General features: G+C 71.5%; 12 protein-coding genes. 7 read left to right on the top strand and 5 right to left on the bottom strand.

All coding sequences use genetic code 11. From position 1 onward, the window contains the following. Window position 1 precedes the first annotated feature (1 nt). Complete coding sequence (locus tag ACQPZW_RS33585) at window positions 2–724, top strand: hypothetical protein (protein WP_433790030.1); 723 nt, start codon at window positions 2–4, stop codon at window positions 722–724. Further along, window positions 714–2,483 carry a protein kinase domain-containing protein gene (locus ACQPZW_RS33580; protein ID WP_433790029.1) on the top strand — a complete coding sequence of 590 codons (1,770 nt, stop codon included), beginning with the start codon at window positions 714–716 and terminating at the stop codon, window positions 2,481–2,483. Before ACQPZW_RS33585 ends, ACQPZW_RS33580 begins: the two co-directional genes overlap by 11 nt. Window positions 2,484–2,499: 16 nt before the next feature. On the opposite strand, the gene ACQPZW_RS33575 is transcribed toward ACQPZW_RS33580, so the two are convergent. Together ACQPZW_RS33575 and ACQPZW_RS33570 are read right to left on the bottom strand one after the other, a co-directional pair. Next, a complete protein-coding gene (locus ACQPZW_RS33575; RefSeq protein ID WP_433790028.1) occupies window positions 2,500–3,696 on the bottom strand; it encodes a DUF1996 domain-containing protein in 1,197 nt (398 codons plus the stop codon). 247 nt (window positions 3,697–3,943) lie between these two features. Then, entirely contained in the window at window positions 3,944–6,028 is a 2,085-nt protein-coding gene (locus ACQPZW_RS33570; protein WP_433790027.1) for a serine/threonine protein kinase, read from the bottom strand. A gap of 468 nt (window positions 6,029–6,496) precedes the next feature. Between ACQPZW_RS33570 and ACQPZW_RS33565 the strand changes: the two genes are divergently transcribed. The 3 genes from ACQPZW_RS33565 (at window position 6,497) to ACQPZW_RS33555 (ending at window position 8,646) form a co-directional block, all read left to right on the top strand. Further along, complete coding sequence (locus tag ACQPZW_RS33565; protein WP_433790026.1) at window positions 6,497–7,156, top strand: SIMPL domain-containing protein; 660 nt, start codon at window positions 6,497–6,499, stop codon at window positions 7,154–7,156. Between the two features lie 58 nt (window positions 7,157–7,214). Next, window positions 7,215–7,418, top strand: a complete 204-nt coding sequence (locus tag ACQPZW_RS33560) for a hypothetical protein (RefSeq protein ID WP_433790025.1) — start codon at window positions 7,215–7,217, stop codon at window positions 7,416–7,418. Window positions 7,419–7,980: 562 nt separating this feature from the next. After that, window positions 7,981–8,646: an esterase/lipase family protein gene (locus tag ACQPZW_RS33555; protein ID WP_433790024.1), complete on the top strand. Its 666-nt coding sequence runs from the start codon at window positions 7,981–7,983 to the stop codon at window positions 8,644–8,646. 1,113 nt (window positions 8,647–9,759) lie between these two features. Here the strand turns inward: ACQPZW_RS33555 and ACQPZW_RS33550 are convergent. Beyond that, on the bottom strand, window positions 9,760–12,444 hold the full coding sequence (locus ACQPZW_RS33550) for a DUF6493 family protein (RefSeq protein ID WP_433790023.1): 2,685 nt from the start codon (window positions 12,442–12,444) through the stop codon (window positions 9,760–9,762). After that, window positions 12,441–13,775 carry an SWIM zinc finger family protein gene (locus ACQPZW_RS33545; RefSeq protein WP_433790022.1) on the bottom strand — a complete coding sequence of 445 codons (1,335 nt, stop codon included), beginning with the start codon at window positions 13,773–13,775 and terminating at the stop codon, window positions 12,441–12,443. The genes ACQPZW_RS33550 and ACQPZW_RS33545 overlap by 4 nt, the downstream gene beginning before the upstream one ends. 268 nt (window positions 13,776–14,043) lie before the next feature. On the opposite strand from ACQPZW_RS33545, the gene pgi reads away from it, so the two are divergent. After that, a complete protein-coding gene (pgi, locus tag ACQPZW_RS33540; RefSeq protein WP_433790021.1) occupies window positions 14,044–15,675 on the top strand; it encodes a glucose-6-phosphate isomerase in 1,632 nt (543 codons plus the stop codon). Between the two features lie 33 nt (window positions 15,676–15,708). Next, window positions 15,709–16,785, top strand: a complete 1,077-nt coding sequence (locus ACQPZW_RS33535) for a winged helix DNA-binding domain-containing protein (RefSeq protein ID WP_433790020.1) — start codon at window positions 15,709–15,711, stop codon at window positions 16,783–16,785. On the opposite strand, the gene ACQPZW_RS33530 is transcribed toward ACQPZW_RS33535, so the two are convergent. Then, complete coding sequence (locus ACQPZW_RS33530; protein ID WP_433790019.1) at window positions 16,782–16,940, bottom strand: hypothetical protein; 159 nt, start codon at window positions 16,938–16,940, stop codon at window positions 16,782–16,784. The two genes, ACQPZW_RS33535 and ACQPZW_RS33530, sit on opposite strands and share 4 nt — an antisense overlap. Between the last annotated feature and the right edge of the window lie 48 nt (window positions 16,941–16,988).

Here is a 16,988-nt window from a genome sequence, read left to right as displayed (position 1 = left end):
CGTGACCGTATCCGACGAACCCACCCCGGCGGCGCTGATCACCTCCGGTGACTTCACCCGCAGGCTCGCCGCCGGGCGGTCGCTGAGCTTCGGCCGTGCCGTGGGCAACGATCTGCGCATCGGCCACTGCCCGGAGGACCGGCGGGTGCCGCGTACGGCCGGAATGCTGGAGTGCCGCGACGACGGGGTGCTCATCCACAATCTCAGCGACAAGCGGACGCTGACCGTGTCGACGTTCCCCGGCCCGGGATACGAGATCCTCCCGATGATGGTCACCGGCACCCACCCGCATCCGCTGGTACGCCTGAGCCTCACCGGGGCCGTCGCCGACTACCGGATCACGATCGACCTGCGGCCGCTCGGCGTGGCCCGCGACCGGCCGTCACGGGCCGACGGATCGGCGCCGACGGCCGGATTCCAGCGGATCGCCACGATGCGGCCCCGGCACCGGTTCTTCCTCGCCGCGCTCTGCCTGCCGGTGATGACCTCGTCCGGCCCCCGCGGCCAGGTGCCGTCCTACGCCGCCATGGAGGAACTGCTCGCCGCCCACGGGCACCCGTACCGGGCGAAGACCATCCGCAACAACCTCGACGAGCTGCGGGCCTGGCTCACCCACGAACACGACATCCCCGACCTGATCACCGTCGAGCGGCTCGCCCACTGGGCGATCCGGTCCGGCAACGTCACCGAGGGCGATCTGGAACGGATCGCGGATGACTCCTGATCATGCGCCGGACACCGCCGCGTCCACCGACGCCTCCGCAGCGACACCGCTGCCCGCCTACGTCCCACCGCCGGTTCCCGACCACGGGCTCTGGATCGGCCCGGAACACGCCCCGGCGGCCTACGAGCGTCTCGAGCACGTCGGGGGCGGTGTCGAGGGGACGGTCTACCGGGCCCGGTTCGCCGGGCGGGGCCGGGCATCGACGCGCCTGGTCGCCGTCAAGGAGTACCGGTGCCCGGCCGGAGCCGATCGGTCCTGGCCGCACGACGGGACCTGGCCGCACCTCGACGACCAGGTCGGCCTGCTGCGTGGGCTGCCCGACAACCCGCATCTGGTCCGGGTGCGCGAGCTCTTCCTCGGTGGGGCCGGCACGGCGCGTAACCCGGCGCGGGTGTTCCGAACCCCGTACCTCGTCATGGAATGGATCGACGGGACGCCGCCCACGGCCGTCCTCGGCGCGCGGCCGGTGCCGGTCGCCGAGCGCACCGGCTGGATCCGGGACCTGGCCGAGGCGATCGACCTGCTGCACTCGGTCACCCGCACTGAGAACAACCCGATCGTCCACGGCGACATCAAACCCGGGAACTGCCTGGTCACCGCGGACCGGGGGCTGGTTCTCGTGGACACCGGGGCGGTCACCCGGCTCGGATCGGACGCCACCCGGCGGGGTCTGTGCACCCCGCCCTACGCGGCGCCGGAGGTCCTCGCCGCGCCGGAACGGCCACGCACCGCCGCCTCCGACCTGTTCTCGCTCGGCGCGGTCGCCTACCACCTCCTCGTCGGCGAGCCGCCGCCCAGCGCCGAGGACCCGGGCTACCACGCCGAGGTCGACCGGAGGCTCGCCGTCGCCACGTGGGCGGAGGCGGCCGGTGACGCGGGCGTACGTGAGCTGATCAGCCGGTATCTGTCGCCGGATCCCGTGTTCCGGGCCGGGCTGGGACCCGTCGCCTGGAGCAACCGGATCGCCGCGGCCCTGGCCGGGGAGCCGGCCCTTCCCGTCGGCCGGGCGCGGCGGCATGTGGGGCGGGCACTGACCGCCGCGGCGATGACGACCGTCCTGGGCGCGGCCGTCTGGACGCTGTGGCCGGACGGATCGCGGCAGCGGCAGCCGGCGGCTCTCGCCGGGCCGGGCGCGTCCTCTGCCGGGCCGGGCGGGTCGTCGGTCGGGCCGGGCGGGTCGTCGGTCGGGCCGGGCTCGGTCGGGCCGGGCGCGGTCGAGGACGTCGACTTCGCCGTCTTCGGGCGGAAGTGGGCCGACTTCCCCGCCACCGCCGGGCCGGAGACGCTGTCGATCAGCCCGCCGGCCGGCGCCGACCGATTCAAGCACCTCTGGGGCTTCTGGTCGCCGACCCGGCACTGCGCCTCCACCGTCGAGTTCGACGTCGAGGTGAAACCGGTCGGCGACAACTACGGCATCGCCGTCGCCCCTCGCAGCACCCTCCCGGACGACCAGCCACAGGGCTACTCCGTCCAGTACGAGTGGCAGACCGCCGACGTCAGCAGCCGGCCCGGCCCGGTCGTGCGCCCGGTGGAACTGCCCGGCGGGGCCTGGTCGGTCGACGTCGCGCCCACACCGGCCCCGGATCTGCGGACCCGGCGCCACGTCGCCGTCACGTCGGTCGGGTCGACCATGACCGTCAGCGTCGACGGCCGGGAGCTGGCCGCCTACGACCTGCCCGAGGTCGAATGCGGCGGCGTCGCCGTCCGGGCCTGGGGCGCCGACGCCACCTTCACCGGAGTACGGGTCACCGGCTCCTGAGCACTCCGCGGGCCACTCAGTACGAGAACGGGTCGTAGCCGTCGTTGTTGCAGGTCCGGCGCTGGGCGATGCAGTTGCGGACACGCTGGTTCACGGCGTCGACATCCCACATCACGAACGCGTCCCCGTGCATCGACGAGGCGCTGCGCCCGTCCGGGTCGGACGACAGGTGGTAGCCGGCCTTCGAGCCCTTCGCGCCGTACGCGATGTCGAAGGTGAGCGCCGGGATCCGCACCGGATGGGCGGCCGGGCAGCCCGCGTCGTTGCCGAACGCCACATGGTCCTTGTGGTTCGGGCTGTCCAGGTGCCTGCCGTCCCAGCAGTCCGGGAACTGCAGCATGAAATGCAGGCTCGCCGGTTCAGCGCATATCGGCCAGTTCCCGTTCTCGCTGCGCGCATAGCCGTCGATGTCACCCGGACCGTAGAAGGCACAGTAGAACTGGCCCTGCGCGCCCCGCGGTGTCGGGACCTTTTTCTTGGCGTCACCGGCGATCATTCGCAGGCCGTTCGGAATGGGCACGACACCGGTCGAGCTCTTCCGCAGCGAACGGTAGTAGACCCGGAAACCGGTGGTCTCGACCGGCTTCTTCGAGGCGGCCTCGTAAAGCGTCGGCACCCAGTAGGCGGAATGGTCGACGACCGGCTTGCAACTGGTGGCGGTGAACTTCATCAGATCGGCGGCGGTGGTGTGGGCGTCGACCGCCTTGTTACCGACGAACGAGTGCATGTGCGAGGCGCCGGGCAGCCCCGGAGCCACGATCGGGTCGTCGGGTGCGCGGTGGCTGTACTTGCAGTCGGCCCGGAACTCCGGCAGGTTGCCCGCGTTGACCGGCGGGTCGGCCTTCGTGCGTTCGTAGTCGGCCAGTTGCTCACCCCAGACGGCCTGGTCGACGGGGATCCAGCCGCCCTTGGCGACCACCTGCGGCGCGGTCGGCTTCGTCGAGGCCGACACGGCCGCTTTCGTGGGGCCGGACGCGGCGATCGGGGCCGACGCTGTGCCCGCGGCGCTCTCCGGTGCGGACGCGGGGCGGCTGGCGGCCGCGTCCTGCGCCGGTGGCACATTGCCGGACCCGGCGTCCGGCCTGGTCATCCACACGGCTGCCCCGGCGATCAGGGCGACGGCCACTCCGGCGGCGGCGACGGCTGCGCCCCGCGGACGCCGGGCGTGACGGCCGGGCGCCGGGGGCGGCTCGGGGAATGCGGAGGACGGCACGGTGACTCCCTGACATGCGCGACTGACGGCCGCCGAAATGCTAGGCAGCGCGCGTGGGCGCCGGACAGGCACTTAAAACAAAGAAAAGAAAAGACCGTCCATTGGTACGCAATTAGTGGGCGCGGGCCGGGAAAGTGTTATCCGGGTTGATCCCGCCCGTCACCGGTAGAGCCGACTATGCCTCAGCAGTGGCACGGGACCCGTTCGACCGTACCCCCATGCCGGTTTTTGAGGTCTTTGAATTCCTCTATGGGGTGTAGACCTCGGCGATCGCGGTGACCACGCCGTCCTTGGTGGTGATCTCGGCGAGCCCCTCGGTGCCCAGGCGGGTGGCGAGTTTGGCGGCGGTGATCGTGCAGGTGCCGACCGTGACCGGGGTGCCCGCGCAGCGGTCCGGCTCGTCGAACGTGCTGGTCAGCTTCGGTGTGGCCGAGGTGGACAGGGTGACGGTCATCCGGCTGTCCTCGGTCACCCAGGCATGCTCGCAGGGCGCGTCGGCGGAGGGCTCCAGGCCGAACGTCTCGCAGTACTCCTCGCCGGTCATGAACAGCACCGGCTCCACGACGATCGACCGGGTCTTCGGAAGGTACGCCCGCACCTTCACGATCGACTTCGTCGCGCCGGTCCGCACATCGGTGAACGCCGGCCTCGACGGGTCCGGTTCCGACTCGGCGTCCTCGATCGGCCTGATCTCCACATCGCGGACGACCGCGCCGACCTTCTTCTCGTCGTTGCGCGTCGCATCGGTCGGGCCGACACCGAAAGCCACCTTGCCGGCCAGCAGGCTCGGATCCGACAGCGACGCCTCGAGGACCACCGTGCCGTCGACCGACACCGAGGCCTGCTCGTCGAGTAGCCGCAACGCGACGAGCCGGCGCTGCCCCGGCGCGAACAGATCGGACTCCTCCGAGCCGAGCGTGGTGGTCTGGACCGCGCCCTGATGCCGGATCCGGATCGTCTCCGGGCACAGGTCCAGCCAGTACGAGCTCGCACCCACCGCCCGGAACTGCACCTCGGCACAGGACCCGGCACCGGACACGGTGACACCCGCGGAGATCGACTGGTTGCCGGCGAACGTCTCGCCCGGGCCCGGGCACATCAGCGAGAAGCTCGTCGTGGTCATGACCAGGCCGTCCTTGAAGGAGCACTGCCCGTCGTTGTCGTCGGTGAGATCCCTCCACTGCCCGCGGCGGTCGAGAGCGTCCACCACCCACGGGCCGCGCACCGCACCGGGAACCGGCATCGCCGCCTGAGTGATCGTGTCCGGACCGTCCACCGAGTCGACCTCCTCGACGGCGTTGCGACTGAACAGCCCGAGACCGGCCATCAGCACGGTCGCGGCGGCGGTGCCGGCGACGACCGCCGTGAGCCGGCGCCGTCGCGGCTTCCGGGCCGGAACCGGCAGACCGGGCCGCTTCCCCGCGCCGGACACGTGGTGACCGGACAGCTGCGCCGCCTCCGCCGCCTCCCGCAGACGCGGATCGAGAGTCGGCGGCCGGCTGAACGAGTTCGGGTCGGTGTTCTGCGCCAGCAGCAGATTCAGCAGCTCGTGGGCGGTCGGACGGTCCTCCGGATCCTTCGACAGGGCGAGCGCCACCAGGTCGGCCAGCGGTCCGGTGAGCCCGGTCAGGTCGGGCGGCTGGGTGAGGATCCGCGCCGCGACCGCGACCGGCGAATCGGCGCGGAACGGGGTGCGGCCGGTGCCCGCGTACGCGATCACGGCGCCCCACGCGAACACGTCGGCGGCCGGAGTGATGTCCCGGTGGATGCCGTCGAACCGTTCCGGCGCCATGTAGGCGACCGTCCCCACCATCTGATCCGGGTGCGTGTGCTGGCTCGTCACCTCCAGCGCCCGAGCGATCCCGAAGTCGATCACCTTCGGCGAGCCCAGCGCGAACAGCACGTTGCGCGGCTTGAGATCCCGGTGGATCACGCCCGCCCCGTGGATCGCCGTCAGAGCCGTGGCCACCCCGACCGCGACGCCGTGCAGGCGGCTGTCGCCCAGCGGTCCCTCCCGCGTCACGACCTCGTCCAGGCTCGGGCCGTCGACGTACTCCACTACCAGGTACGGCGTACGGTGCTCGGGATCGGCGTCGAGAACCGCGGCGGTGCAGAACGGCGGCACCTGACGGGCCCGCTTCACCTCACTGCGGAACCGGCCCCGGAACTCCTCCTCGTGGGCGTACTCCGCCTTGATGATCTTGATGGCGACCAGCGGGCCGCCGTCGCGCCGCCCCAGGAAGACCGACCCCATGCCGCCCTCGCCGAGCCGGGCCAGTAGCTCATAGCCACCCAGCGAGTGCGGGTCGCCGGGGCGCAGCGGACTCTTCATCGATCAGGCCCATCGACGTCTGCGGACTGGGACCGACATACAGTACGCAGCCACTCGTCCCGCGTCATGTCGCGGCCCCTTCGCCCTGACGTGTCGAGATGCGGCCAATCCCGTTGCCGTGCTACTCGAGCCACTTTGAATAGGGTGTAAATCCTCGCAAAAGGTGGAGAAATGAATCGTTTACGTGTCACCGCTCCCGCGCTCGTGCTGGCTACGGTAGGCGTGCTGTCCGCGGAGTCACTCGCCGCCGGCGCCGCCTGCGCCGCGCCCCGCGTCCCGGCACCGCCCGCCGCCCACGGCCCGCTCCCGTCATCTCCCATGATTGATGGTGCGGTTACCTCTTCCAGCTCTCGTGCTGCTGATCCATCGTCCGGCGCTCGTGGTGCGGCCCGGTCGGCTGCGGTCGGGTTCTCCGGCGCTCGTGGTGCGGCTCCGGCGGTCGCACGCTCCGGCGCTCGTGGCGGGGTTGTGACGGCCGGTGACCCGGCTCGGGAGACTGTGCTGGTCACCGGGACGGGCGAGGTGTCCGGCGAGCCCGACACGCTCAGCGCCGACTTCGGAGTCGAGACCACCGCCGCCACGGTCGGCACGGCCCTGGAACAGGCGCTCACCGCGGCCACCCGGATGCGTGACGCCCTCGTGGGCGCCGGTGTGGCCCGCGCCGACCTGCAGACGGCGAACGTCAGCATCAACTCGACAACCGACGACACCGGCAAGGTCACCGGTTACACCGTGAGCCAGGGCCTCAACGCGACGATCAGGAACCTGCCGAAGGCCGGCCCGTTGATGACCGCGGCCATAACCGCGGGCGGCGACGCGGCCCGCCTCAACGGGGTGTCGTTCACGATCGAGAAGAACGCCGCCCTGATCGCCAAGGCGCGGAAGAAGGCATTCGCCGACGCCCACGACAAGGCCGAGCTGTACGCCCGCGCGGCCGGCCGCCCCCTCGGCCGAGTGGTCAAGATCAGCGAGGCGGCGTACGGCTACTCGGAGCCCGGCCAGAGGGACGACATGGCCGCGGCGCTGGCCTTGAAGGACCAGTCCGTCCCGATCGAGCCGGGCCGCCAGCGTCTGTCGGCCACCATCACGGTCGAATGGATCCTGGCTCCCGCCGCCGGCGAGGAATAGAGGTTCACCGGGTGCGGCGCGGCCGTACGCTGGGACGCCCCAGATACCGGAGGCGACCATGGCATTGTCAGGCCGCGACTGCCCCGACTGCGGCCGCCGCGTCAGCGAGCCGTTCACCACGACGATCACCGGCCGCGAGGTCTGTCCCGACTGCGCCAACGCCCTGCTGACCGGCTCCGCGGCCGGCGCCATCACCGGCGACGTGGGTTCCGGCTTCGGGGTCTGGGCGATGCTGATGCGAAAGATCCGCCGCTCCGGCTGACCGCCCGCCCCGCCCCGCCCCGCCCCGGCCGCCTGCCTCGCCCTGGCCGCCTGCCTCGCCCTGGCCGCCTGCCTCGCCCTGGGCTTCTCCTTCGCCTTGTCCGTCTGCATCGCGCTGGTCTTGCTTCTCGCTGGCTGTCTGTTCCGCCCTGGGCTTCTGCTCCGCCCTTACGCCGCGGCCCGCCCCGGGGCTGCGGCGCGGGCTGACCCTCCCGCGACGGTCAGCCCAACCCGCGTCTCCGGACTCACCGACCCCTCCGCGCCGCCTTTCGGTCTGCCGTCGTCCCGCGCTGCTTGCGGTCTGTCGTCGGCCCGTGGCGCTTCCGGTCTGTCGTCGGTCCGTCCCGCTTTCCGGGTTGGTGGCGGTTGGTCATTCGGCTGTTCCTCTGCTCTTTGCATGGCCGCTGGATCGCGGCGCCGGTGCCGCTGGCTGCCGTCGCTACACGGCGCGCGCATCTTGTCGCCCGACATGGGCAAACATCGATCGCTGGCAATTTCACCGATGCTCGTTCATATCTTTTGCACTGACGATGCAGAAACCCCCGACTTCCCCTGGAGGTTTCATGCGTCGTCTCGTCGTATTCCTTACCGCTGTGCTGGCCGCGCTATCCCTGAGCCCGTCCCTGCCGGCGGCCGCCGCGCCCGGCACCCCGGTGATCTTCGTGCACGGTTACACCGGGAGCGCCTCGAACTGGACCACCGCCATGTCGGTGTTCCGCGCCGGCGGTTACCCGAGCAGTCAGCTCTTCGCTTACGAGTACGACTCCTACGGCAACAACATCACCAACGCACAGGGGCTGGCCGCTTACGTCAGCCAGGTCCGTTCCCGCACCGGCGCCGCCCAGGTCGACATCGTCAACCACTCGATGGGCGGCCTGGTCAGCCAGTGGTATCTGAAGCAGTTGGGCGGTGCCCAGTACGTCCGGCATCTGGCATCGATCGCCGGCGCCAACCACGGCACCACCTACGCGGGTGCCTGCCTGATCTACGTCACCTGCCAGCAGATGTATCCCGGGTCCTCGTTCGTCAACACGCTGAGCGCCGGCGACGAGACGCCCGGCAGCACCCGATACGCCACCTGGTACTCCCCGTGCGACGGCATCATCATCCCCTACACCAGCACCACACTGAGCGGCGCGACCAACAACTACGTGGCGTGCCAGACCCACCTCGGCTACCTGACCGACACCGTCATCCTCACCCAGATCAGGTCCTTCCTGGCCACCTGACCCGAACCCCACCCCGACGGCCGCGCGCCCTCACCCGAGGGCGCGCTCCCGTGTCTGGCGGCCCGCGCCTGGCGGTCCGTGTCGGGCGGTCCGTGTCGGGCGGTCCGTGTCGGGCGGCCCGCGCCTGGCAGCCGTCAGGCACGGCCGCGCTGATGGCCCGCGCCCTCTCGAAAGCTTCGGAATGAGGGCCTGCAGCCCGCCGGCCGTCGCTCAGCCACCGAATCGTGTCCGCATGATCGTGCTGGGCGACGGGTGCGGCCTCGTGCCCGGCGACTCACTTGTCGCCGAGGGGCGCCGTGCCTGACGGCCCGTGCGCTCTCGCCCAACGGCGCTCTGCCGTGCCGGAATGGTCGCTTCCACCCAGAGGCGCGTCTCCGGTCATGGCCGCCATGCGCCGGGCCGGTCATGGCCGTCATACGCTCGGATTCGTGGGGAGCGCCGCAGACGACCAACCCTCCCGGCTCGCCTCGACAAGCGCCCGACCGTCGCCGGAGGGAACGGAAACGGTGGTGGCCGGCCGGGGGTGGCAGGGATCGCGACTGGTCAGGGTGCGGTCGTGAGGCACGGCCGCGGTCGCGGTCGATCGGGATGTGGCGCCTGGGATGGTGACCCGGAGGCGGCCCTGTCGTGGGTGGCCGGCCGGGGGTGGCGGGGATCGCGACTGGTCAGGGTGCGGTCGTGAGGCACGGCCGCGGTCGCAGTCGATCGGGATGTGGCGCCTGGGATGGTGACCCGGAGGCGGCCCTGTCGTGGGTGGCCGGCCGGGGGTGGCGGGGATCGCGACTGGTCAGGGTGCCGTCATGAGGCACGGCCGCGGTCGCGGTTGATCAGGATGGGTGCCCTGGATGGGGACCCGGAGGCGGCCCTGCCATGGGTGGGCGGCCGGGGATGGCAGGGACCGAGATTGGTCAGGGGAACATCATGGGGCACGGCCGTGGGTGGGCGGCCAGGACTGGTCAGGGCCGGTCACGAGGCGCGGCCGCAGCCGCAGCCGGTCGGATGGGGCGCCCGCCCCGGCACCTGAAGGCGGCCGGGTGACGGACCCGGTCGCGGGTGGCCGGCACCGTCCGCCCGCGGGCGCCGGGGGAGCGGCGCCCACGGGTGGACGTTGGGTCAGGAGGCGAGGGCGGAATGCAGGCGCTTCGCCTCCTGGACCAGGCGGGAGGAGCCTGGTCGGGCCGCTGCCTCGGCCAGGCCGGGAATCGCGGATCGGGCGCCGATCGCCACGGCGACCTGCGTGGCGAGTTCCAGCATGTCGGGGACGGCCCGGTGACCGGCCGCGAGCAGCGGTGGCAGCGCCGCTGTCAGGAGCTCCCAGATCGCGGCGGACGCACCGGAACGGTGGGCGTCGGTCAGGGCGGGCAGCGCGCGGTTGAGTTTCACCGAGCCGTCCGCGGCCAGGTCGGCCAGAGCCGCGCCGACCGCGTGGGCGAACGGGTTTGTGCCTGCTGCCAGCACCAGGAACGCGTCGACGGCGGCGGCGCGGTCGGACTCCTGTTTGGCGCCGAACGTATACGCCAGGCCGTAGGTGAGAGCCGGGCCGACCGGCCCGCTGCACTCGGTCAGCAGGGGGAGCAGCCGGCCGTTGTCTCGCTGGTCCTGGTCGGCGAGGGCGGCCAGCTCGCCGATGGCCCAGGCTGCGGCCACCTCCCGATGGTGTGGCAGCACCATGGACAGCACACCAGGCTGCCTCCCGAACCGCTGCGGCGCCCACTCGGGGTGCTTCGGCGGGTCCAGTGTCAGCAACTGCCGCTCCAGCCGCAGGCCGCCGTCACGGGACGGGCGCAGCGTCGCCGCCATCCGCCGCGGCAGGTCGAGGCCCCACACGAAGCCGTGCCCGTTGCTCGCCGGCACCTGCACGAACAGTTCGCTGACCGGGTCAGGGAGGCCGCCACCGGCGAGCCACTGGGCGAACTGCCGCCCGGCCGGTGACGTCAGCGCCCCGGCTCCCGCCACCACCTCGGCCGGCACCCCGTTGCGGGGTAGGCGCAGCAGGGCCTGCTCCAGGTCGAACGGCCACGGCTGCCAGCCCTCGCCCTCGGCCCGGGACAGCCGGTCCGACAGCACCTCCGGGTCGAGGCTGCCGTTCACGTGGGTGGGCGTGGCCACCAGCATCGGCATCATCGAGCCGTTGAGGTGCACCGCGATCTCGGCGACCCGCAGGGCCAGCACCCCGTCGGGGGCGCTGGACAGCTCCGAGCCGGAGCCGCCCCGCCGACCCTCCTGCCAGGCGGTGCGCACCGCGCCATACAGCTGCCGGTGGGTGTCGTGGTCGCGGGGGAGACCCGTCGCCACCCGGATCGCGACGCCCAGGCACGCCAGTGGCTCGCCCACGTTCCACGAGTGCTCGCCCAGCTCGCCCGGATATCTCTCCAGCAGCGGTGTCAGCACGGCGGCCAGCTCGTCGCGCCGGCCGTCGGCGTGCAGGGCGACCAGCGCGGCCAGCACCTGCTCCCACCGGACCCCGGACTCCTCGTGCACCAGGACCGCGATCTCCTCGGCCAGCTCGGCGGCCGTGGTGATCGGCGCCGGCATCGCGGCCGGCCCGGCGAAGGGCGGCAGCTCCGGCACGGTCTCGGCGACGACGGCCGTGCCGAACACGGTGGCCGCCCGCGCGGGCAGGTCACCGGCCAGGGCGGCGGACGCGTCGGCGAGCCGGGCCACGGCGTCGGCGGGCAGGGCCGGCAGATGCCTGATGATCACGGTGAGGGCGCGCTCCTGAATGTCCAGCGCCGGGTGACCGAAGGCTGCCGCGATCGTCTCGAACACCTCTACGGCCCGCTCCGGCTCGCGCCCCGCCGCCTTCTCCAGCCAAGTGATCTGGGCTTTGACGAGCGTCTTCTCTTTGCGGAGCAGGGCCGGCAGGCTGGCTTCGAGGAGGGTGTCGAGGTCGAGGCGGCCGGTGTCGTCGAGGGAGCGCAGGCAACGCTGCGCCACCGTGGCGATGGGCCCCGGCCCCTCGGCGAGCAAGCGGGCGTAGTCGAGCGCGTGCGCGGCGATCTCGTCGACCGTCGGCGCCAGCTCGTCGTGCAGCAGCACGAACGGGCGCAACGCGGTCGGCTTGTCGCCGCGGGCCAGACGGTCCGCGATGGCGGCCAGGATGGTCTTGCGCTCCAGGCGGCCCTCGGCGACCAGCGCGGCGACCGCCTCGTGGAAACGGATCCCCGACCTCGGCGGCGCCGAGGCCTCACCCCAGGTGGCGTTGTAGATGTCGGCGCCCATGCCGTCGATCTCGAACACCCCGGGAAGAAGCAGATCGAGGTACGGGTCGTCGCGCATCCGCATCGACAACGGCGGTAGCCGCTTGCCTCGTGGCCGGATCAACCGGGCCAGCCAGCCCCGCACCACACCCTCGGTGACCGGCGGCTGCGCCTTTCCGGCCTCGAGGATCCGCGCGGCGAACGCCCAGTCGGCGCCATCCCACACGTCGCGGGTCGGCAGCCGGGCGCACAGCCGCTCGCCCAGCTCGCCCAGCCAGTCCAGCTGCCGTGCGTCGGCGATCTGCGTGAGCCGCTCGAACTGGATCCGCTGCCACGAGTCGCGCAGCCCGCGCCGCAGCAGCATGGTCGCCGCCCGGGCGGCGGTCGGCGCGGTCCCGATGACGGCGAGCGCATATCCCGGCGCCGGATCGACGTGGGATCGCCACCTCACGTCCGGGTCGGTGCCCTTGATCCCGGCCTCCACCGCCTTGGCGAACGCCAGCCGCTCGGGCTCGCCGACGGCCAGGAGCAGGCGGGCGACCCCGGGCTGGTCGCCGCTGCGTGACCGCCGGTCCACGCTCTCCCAATCGAGGGTCACGCCGCCACCTCCTCCGCGGCGTCCTCGGTGACCGCGCCGGCCTGGACCATGCGGACGGCGAGAGCGTGCTTGCAGGGACCACGCTCGCCACGGTGCTTGGCCCACCACGGGCACGTGCACGACGTGGCGTCACGGACGTGGTAGGTCTCCTCGCCGCTGCGGACCACCGACACCTCCGGCCCGGCGGTGACCGCACCGGCCGTGACCAGGGCGCGGGCTCCGGCCAACCGCGGGTTCATCCGCTCCACCACCTCCGCCGAGTAGGGCAGCGTGCGATGGAAGTAGCCCGCCTCGGCAACGTCGTAGCCGACCCGCCCGGCCGTCCCGAGCTGGGTCAGCGCGTCGCGGACCCGGCCGGCGTCCAGCCCGGAGGCGGTGGCCAGCGCGTCCACGTCGATCGTCGGATCCCACGACAGCAGGGCGCTGACCAGGTCGGCGTCGTCGACGGCCTCGTCGCTGACCAGGGCGTCGAGGACGGCGCCCTCACCGGAGAACCCGCGGTACGGCTCGGGGGAGAGGGTCAGCGACAACCGGAGCGACGGCATGCTCAGCTCCCACGTGCTGGCCACCGGGCCACTGCCCGCGACGACAGCCGGGCCGTACACGTGCAGGCGCGTCGCGTACCGAAGGAAGGGTTTGAGAGCCGCCAGCCGCCCGGCGCCCGGCAGGCACACCGCGCCCGGCACCGGCCGAGAGGTGAAGCGCAGCGAGCGCCCCGCCGGGACCGCCCACAGGATCGACTTGTCGGTGGCCGGGAGCCGGTTGAGCAGGATGCGGGCCTCGGCGACGCCGATCTCGGCACGTGGATCGAACCGGGCGGTGAGCACCTGAGCCTCGGCGAACCCGCGCAGCCAGCGAGACGGCAGAGGCACCTTCCTCTCCACCAGCCTGCCGTCGAACGTGGTGACGGTGAGATCGTCGGGCCCGACCGCGACGTGCATCGGATCAGCCCGGCCGACCCGGGTCAGCGCCCGCTGCAGCGGCACGTTGACGTCGACGTTGGTGGTGCCGTGCGCGACGATGTCGCCGTCGAGGCCCTCGGGCAGCACGTCCATGCGGGCGTAGACGCCGCAGCAGCCGGAGAACGACTCGAACCGCAGCCGGTCGGAGCCGGCCGTGACGACCGGATCGAGGCTTGCCGGTGGCAGGGGCCGGAAATATCGGGTGCGGGCGACCTCGGCCACCGCTAACAGGCCGGTGGCCGCGGCGCCAGGGTCGGTGAGGAAGCCGGTGAAGAAGCGGGGGTGCGCTGCGGGACCACCGGAGGTCTGCAGGGTGAGGCCGTCGTCGAGGGCCGACGAGCCGAGGTACGAGTACGCCGCGGAAACCATGCGCAGAACCTAGAGGCGGGGTACGACATTTACGACCGGCCGTCCGGATCCGGAGTCCCGCCGGCCGTCCGACCTGGGCCCGCGCGCGTGTGGAAGGGGTCCCGACGGGTACAGGGTTCACGGAAGTGAGAAGAAGGACACCAGCGCCGCATGGGGTTGTCGGGAGGACTAACCTCGCGGACAGGACACGACCGTGCGGCCGGTTCGCGGGTGGCGGGCACCGGATCGTGCCACGATTTGTGCGTCGTCCAGGTTCGGAGTGGGAGAGATGAGCGATCACGTTTCCGACAGCGCCGAGTGGCACGCCCTTCAGGGGCTGGCCGAGAAGTTCGCCGCGGTGCACCTGCGCGACCTGTTCGGCAGTGACCCCCAGCGCGGCGAGCGGTATGCCGCCGAGGTCGCCGGACTCTACGTGGACTACAGCAAGAACCTGGTCACCGACGAGGTGCTGAGCGCCCTCTTCGCGCTGGCGCAACGGGCGCGGCTCAGCGAGAAGATCACCGGCATGTTCTCCGGCGAGCACATCAACATCACCGAGGACCGCGCCGTCCTGCACACCGCGCTGCGCCTGCCGCGCGACGCGTCGCTGGTCGTCGACGGCCAGGACGTGGTGGCCGACGTGCACGAGGTCCTCGACAAGATGGGCGCCTTCGCCGAGAAGGTGCGGTCGGGGGAGTGGAAGGGCCACACCGGCGAGCGCATCAGGACGATCGTCAACATCGGCATCGGTGGATCCGACCTGGGCCCGGTCATGGCGTACGAGGCGCTGAAGGACTTCAGCCAGCGTGACATCGAGTGCCGCTTCGTCTCGAACATCGACCCCACCGACCTGTTCGAGAAGACGCGCGACCTCGACCCGGCCACCACCCTGTTCATCGTGGTGTCCAAGACGTTCACCACGCAGGAGACGCTGACCAACGCCAAGGAGGCGCGCTCCTGGCTGCTGGAGGGTCTCGGGGGCGACGCGTCGGCGGTCGCCAAGCACTTCGTCGCGGTGAGCACCAACGCGTCGAAGGTCGGTGACTTCGGCATCGACACGGCGAACATGTTCGGCTTCTGGGACTGGGTCGGCGGCCGCTACTCGCTGCCGTCCGCGGTCGGCCTCGCCGTCATGATCGCGATCGGTAAGGAGCGGTTCGCCGAGATGCTCTCCGGCTACCACGCCGTCGATGAGCACTTCCGCAGCACGCCGATCGAGCGCAATGTGCCGGCCCTGCTCGGCCTGATCAACGTCTGGTATGACACGTTCCTCGGCGCCCAGTCGCATGCCGTCCTTCCCTACGCGCAGTATCTGCACCGGTTCGCCGCCTACCTGCAGCAGCTGACCATGGAGAGCAACGGCAAGTCGGTGCGCCTGTCGGGCGAGCCGGCCACGTTCCAGACGGGCGAGATCTTCTGGGGCGAGCCGGGCACCAACGGCCAGCACGCCTTCTACCAGCTGATCCACCAGGGCACCAAGCTGATCCCGGCCGATTTCATCGGCTTCAGCGTGCCCAACCACGACATCGGCGAGATGCACGACCTGTTCATGTCCAACTTCCTGGCCCAGACCGGCGCGCTCGCCTTCGGGCGGACGCTGGAGCAGGTCCAGGCCGAGGGCACCGACCCGAAGGTGGCGTCACACCGGGTCATGCAGGGCAACCACCCGACCACCACGATTCTCGCCGAGCGGCTCACCCCCGCAACGTTCGGGCAGCTGGTCGCCCTCTACGAGCACATCACGTTCACCCAGGGCGTGATCTGGGAGATCAACTCGTTCGACCAGTGGGGTGTCGAGCTCGGCAAGGTGATGGCCAACCAGCTCGCGCCGAAACTCACCTCCCGGGAGACGCCGGCCGACGACGCCGACTCGTCGACCAACACACTGATCAAGCGGTACCGGACGCAGCGCGGCCGCTGATTCCTGTCGTACCCGTTCTCTAGGCTCAGGGCCGTGGACACCAAAACGGCCCTGAGCCTCCGGATGACCAGTCTGCTGCTCGGCGCGCAGAGCCGGCCGGATGTGGCGGGCATCGTCGAGTGGTTCGGCGCCATGCAGGCGCAAGACCTCAACAGTGTGCTGTGGTCGCTCGGTGTGCGCCTGCCTGGTTCGGCGTTGCCGGAGGTGGTCGCCGCCACCGAGCAGGGTGACGTCGTGCGCACCTGGCCGATGCGCGGCACCGTCCACCTGATCCCGTCCGCCGACGCGCACTGGATGCTGGAGCTGGCCGGGGTTCGCTCGCTCGGCGGCGTGGCCAAGCGCTGGGAGTTTCTGGGGCTCGACGAGAAGACCGCCCACCAGGCCATGGACGTCCTTGCCGCCGCGGTCGCGGCGGGCGGCGGCCGTCTCACGCGATCCGAGTGCATGACCGCGCTGACCGAGGCCGGCATCTCGGTCGACGGCCAGCGTGGTTACCACCTGTTGTGGTATGTGAGTCAGCGGGGCGTGACGGCCATCGCGCCCAACCGGGGCAGCGAGCAGACGTTCGTGCTGCTCGACGAGTGGGCGGCCGAGCGCAACAGCCCGTCCCGCGAGGAGGGCCTGGCCATCTTCGCGAAGCGGTATTTCCGCTCGCACGGCCCGACGACCGTGAAGGACTTCGCCGGCTGGACGGGGCTGACGATCACCGACTGCCGCAAGGGCGTCGCAGCCGCCGGGCTGACCGCGGTCGACGTCGACGGCGTGGAGATGTGGGCCGATCCCGAGGTCCTCGACGCGGGGCCGGTGACGGGCTGGTGGGCGCTGCCCGGTTTCGACGAGTACATGCTGGGCTACAAGGACCGCTCGATGATGGCCACCAAGGAGCAGATCGCCAAGATCATCCCCGGGGGCAACGGCATCTTCCAGTCCACGCTGGTCCGTGACGGGCGGGTGATGGCCACCTGGAAACGCACCCTCGGCAAGAAGTCGGTGACGGTCACCGTCCAGCCTCTGACCGACTTCGATCTCGACGATGCCCGGCCGGCGCTGGAGCCGTTCGCCGCCTTCGTCGGCCTGCCACTCACCGTGAAGGTCGTTCAGCCGGGTTAGGCGTACGGGTCACCCGAGTAGACGGCGGACACCGTTCGCTCGGCCAGTCCTCGCTGCTCGGCGAGGGGTTCCGGAGCGTCGAGGTCTCCGCCGAGTAGCCAGCCGACCAGTTCCGCCATCGGCCCGGGGGCCTGGTCGGCGTCCAGCGCCGGCATCGCGACCGCACGCTGCCGACCCTAAGGTGGACACAGATGTAGAACGTG

The sequence above is a fragment of the Actinoplanes sp. CA-252034 genome (genome assembly GCF_050956125.1).
In the GTDB taxonomy this organism is placed as follows: domain Bacteria; phylum Actinomycetota; class Actinomycetes; order Mycobacteriales; family Micromonosporaceae; genus Actinoplanes.
This window is presented reverse-complemented; position numbering and strand designations above follow the sequence as displayed.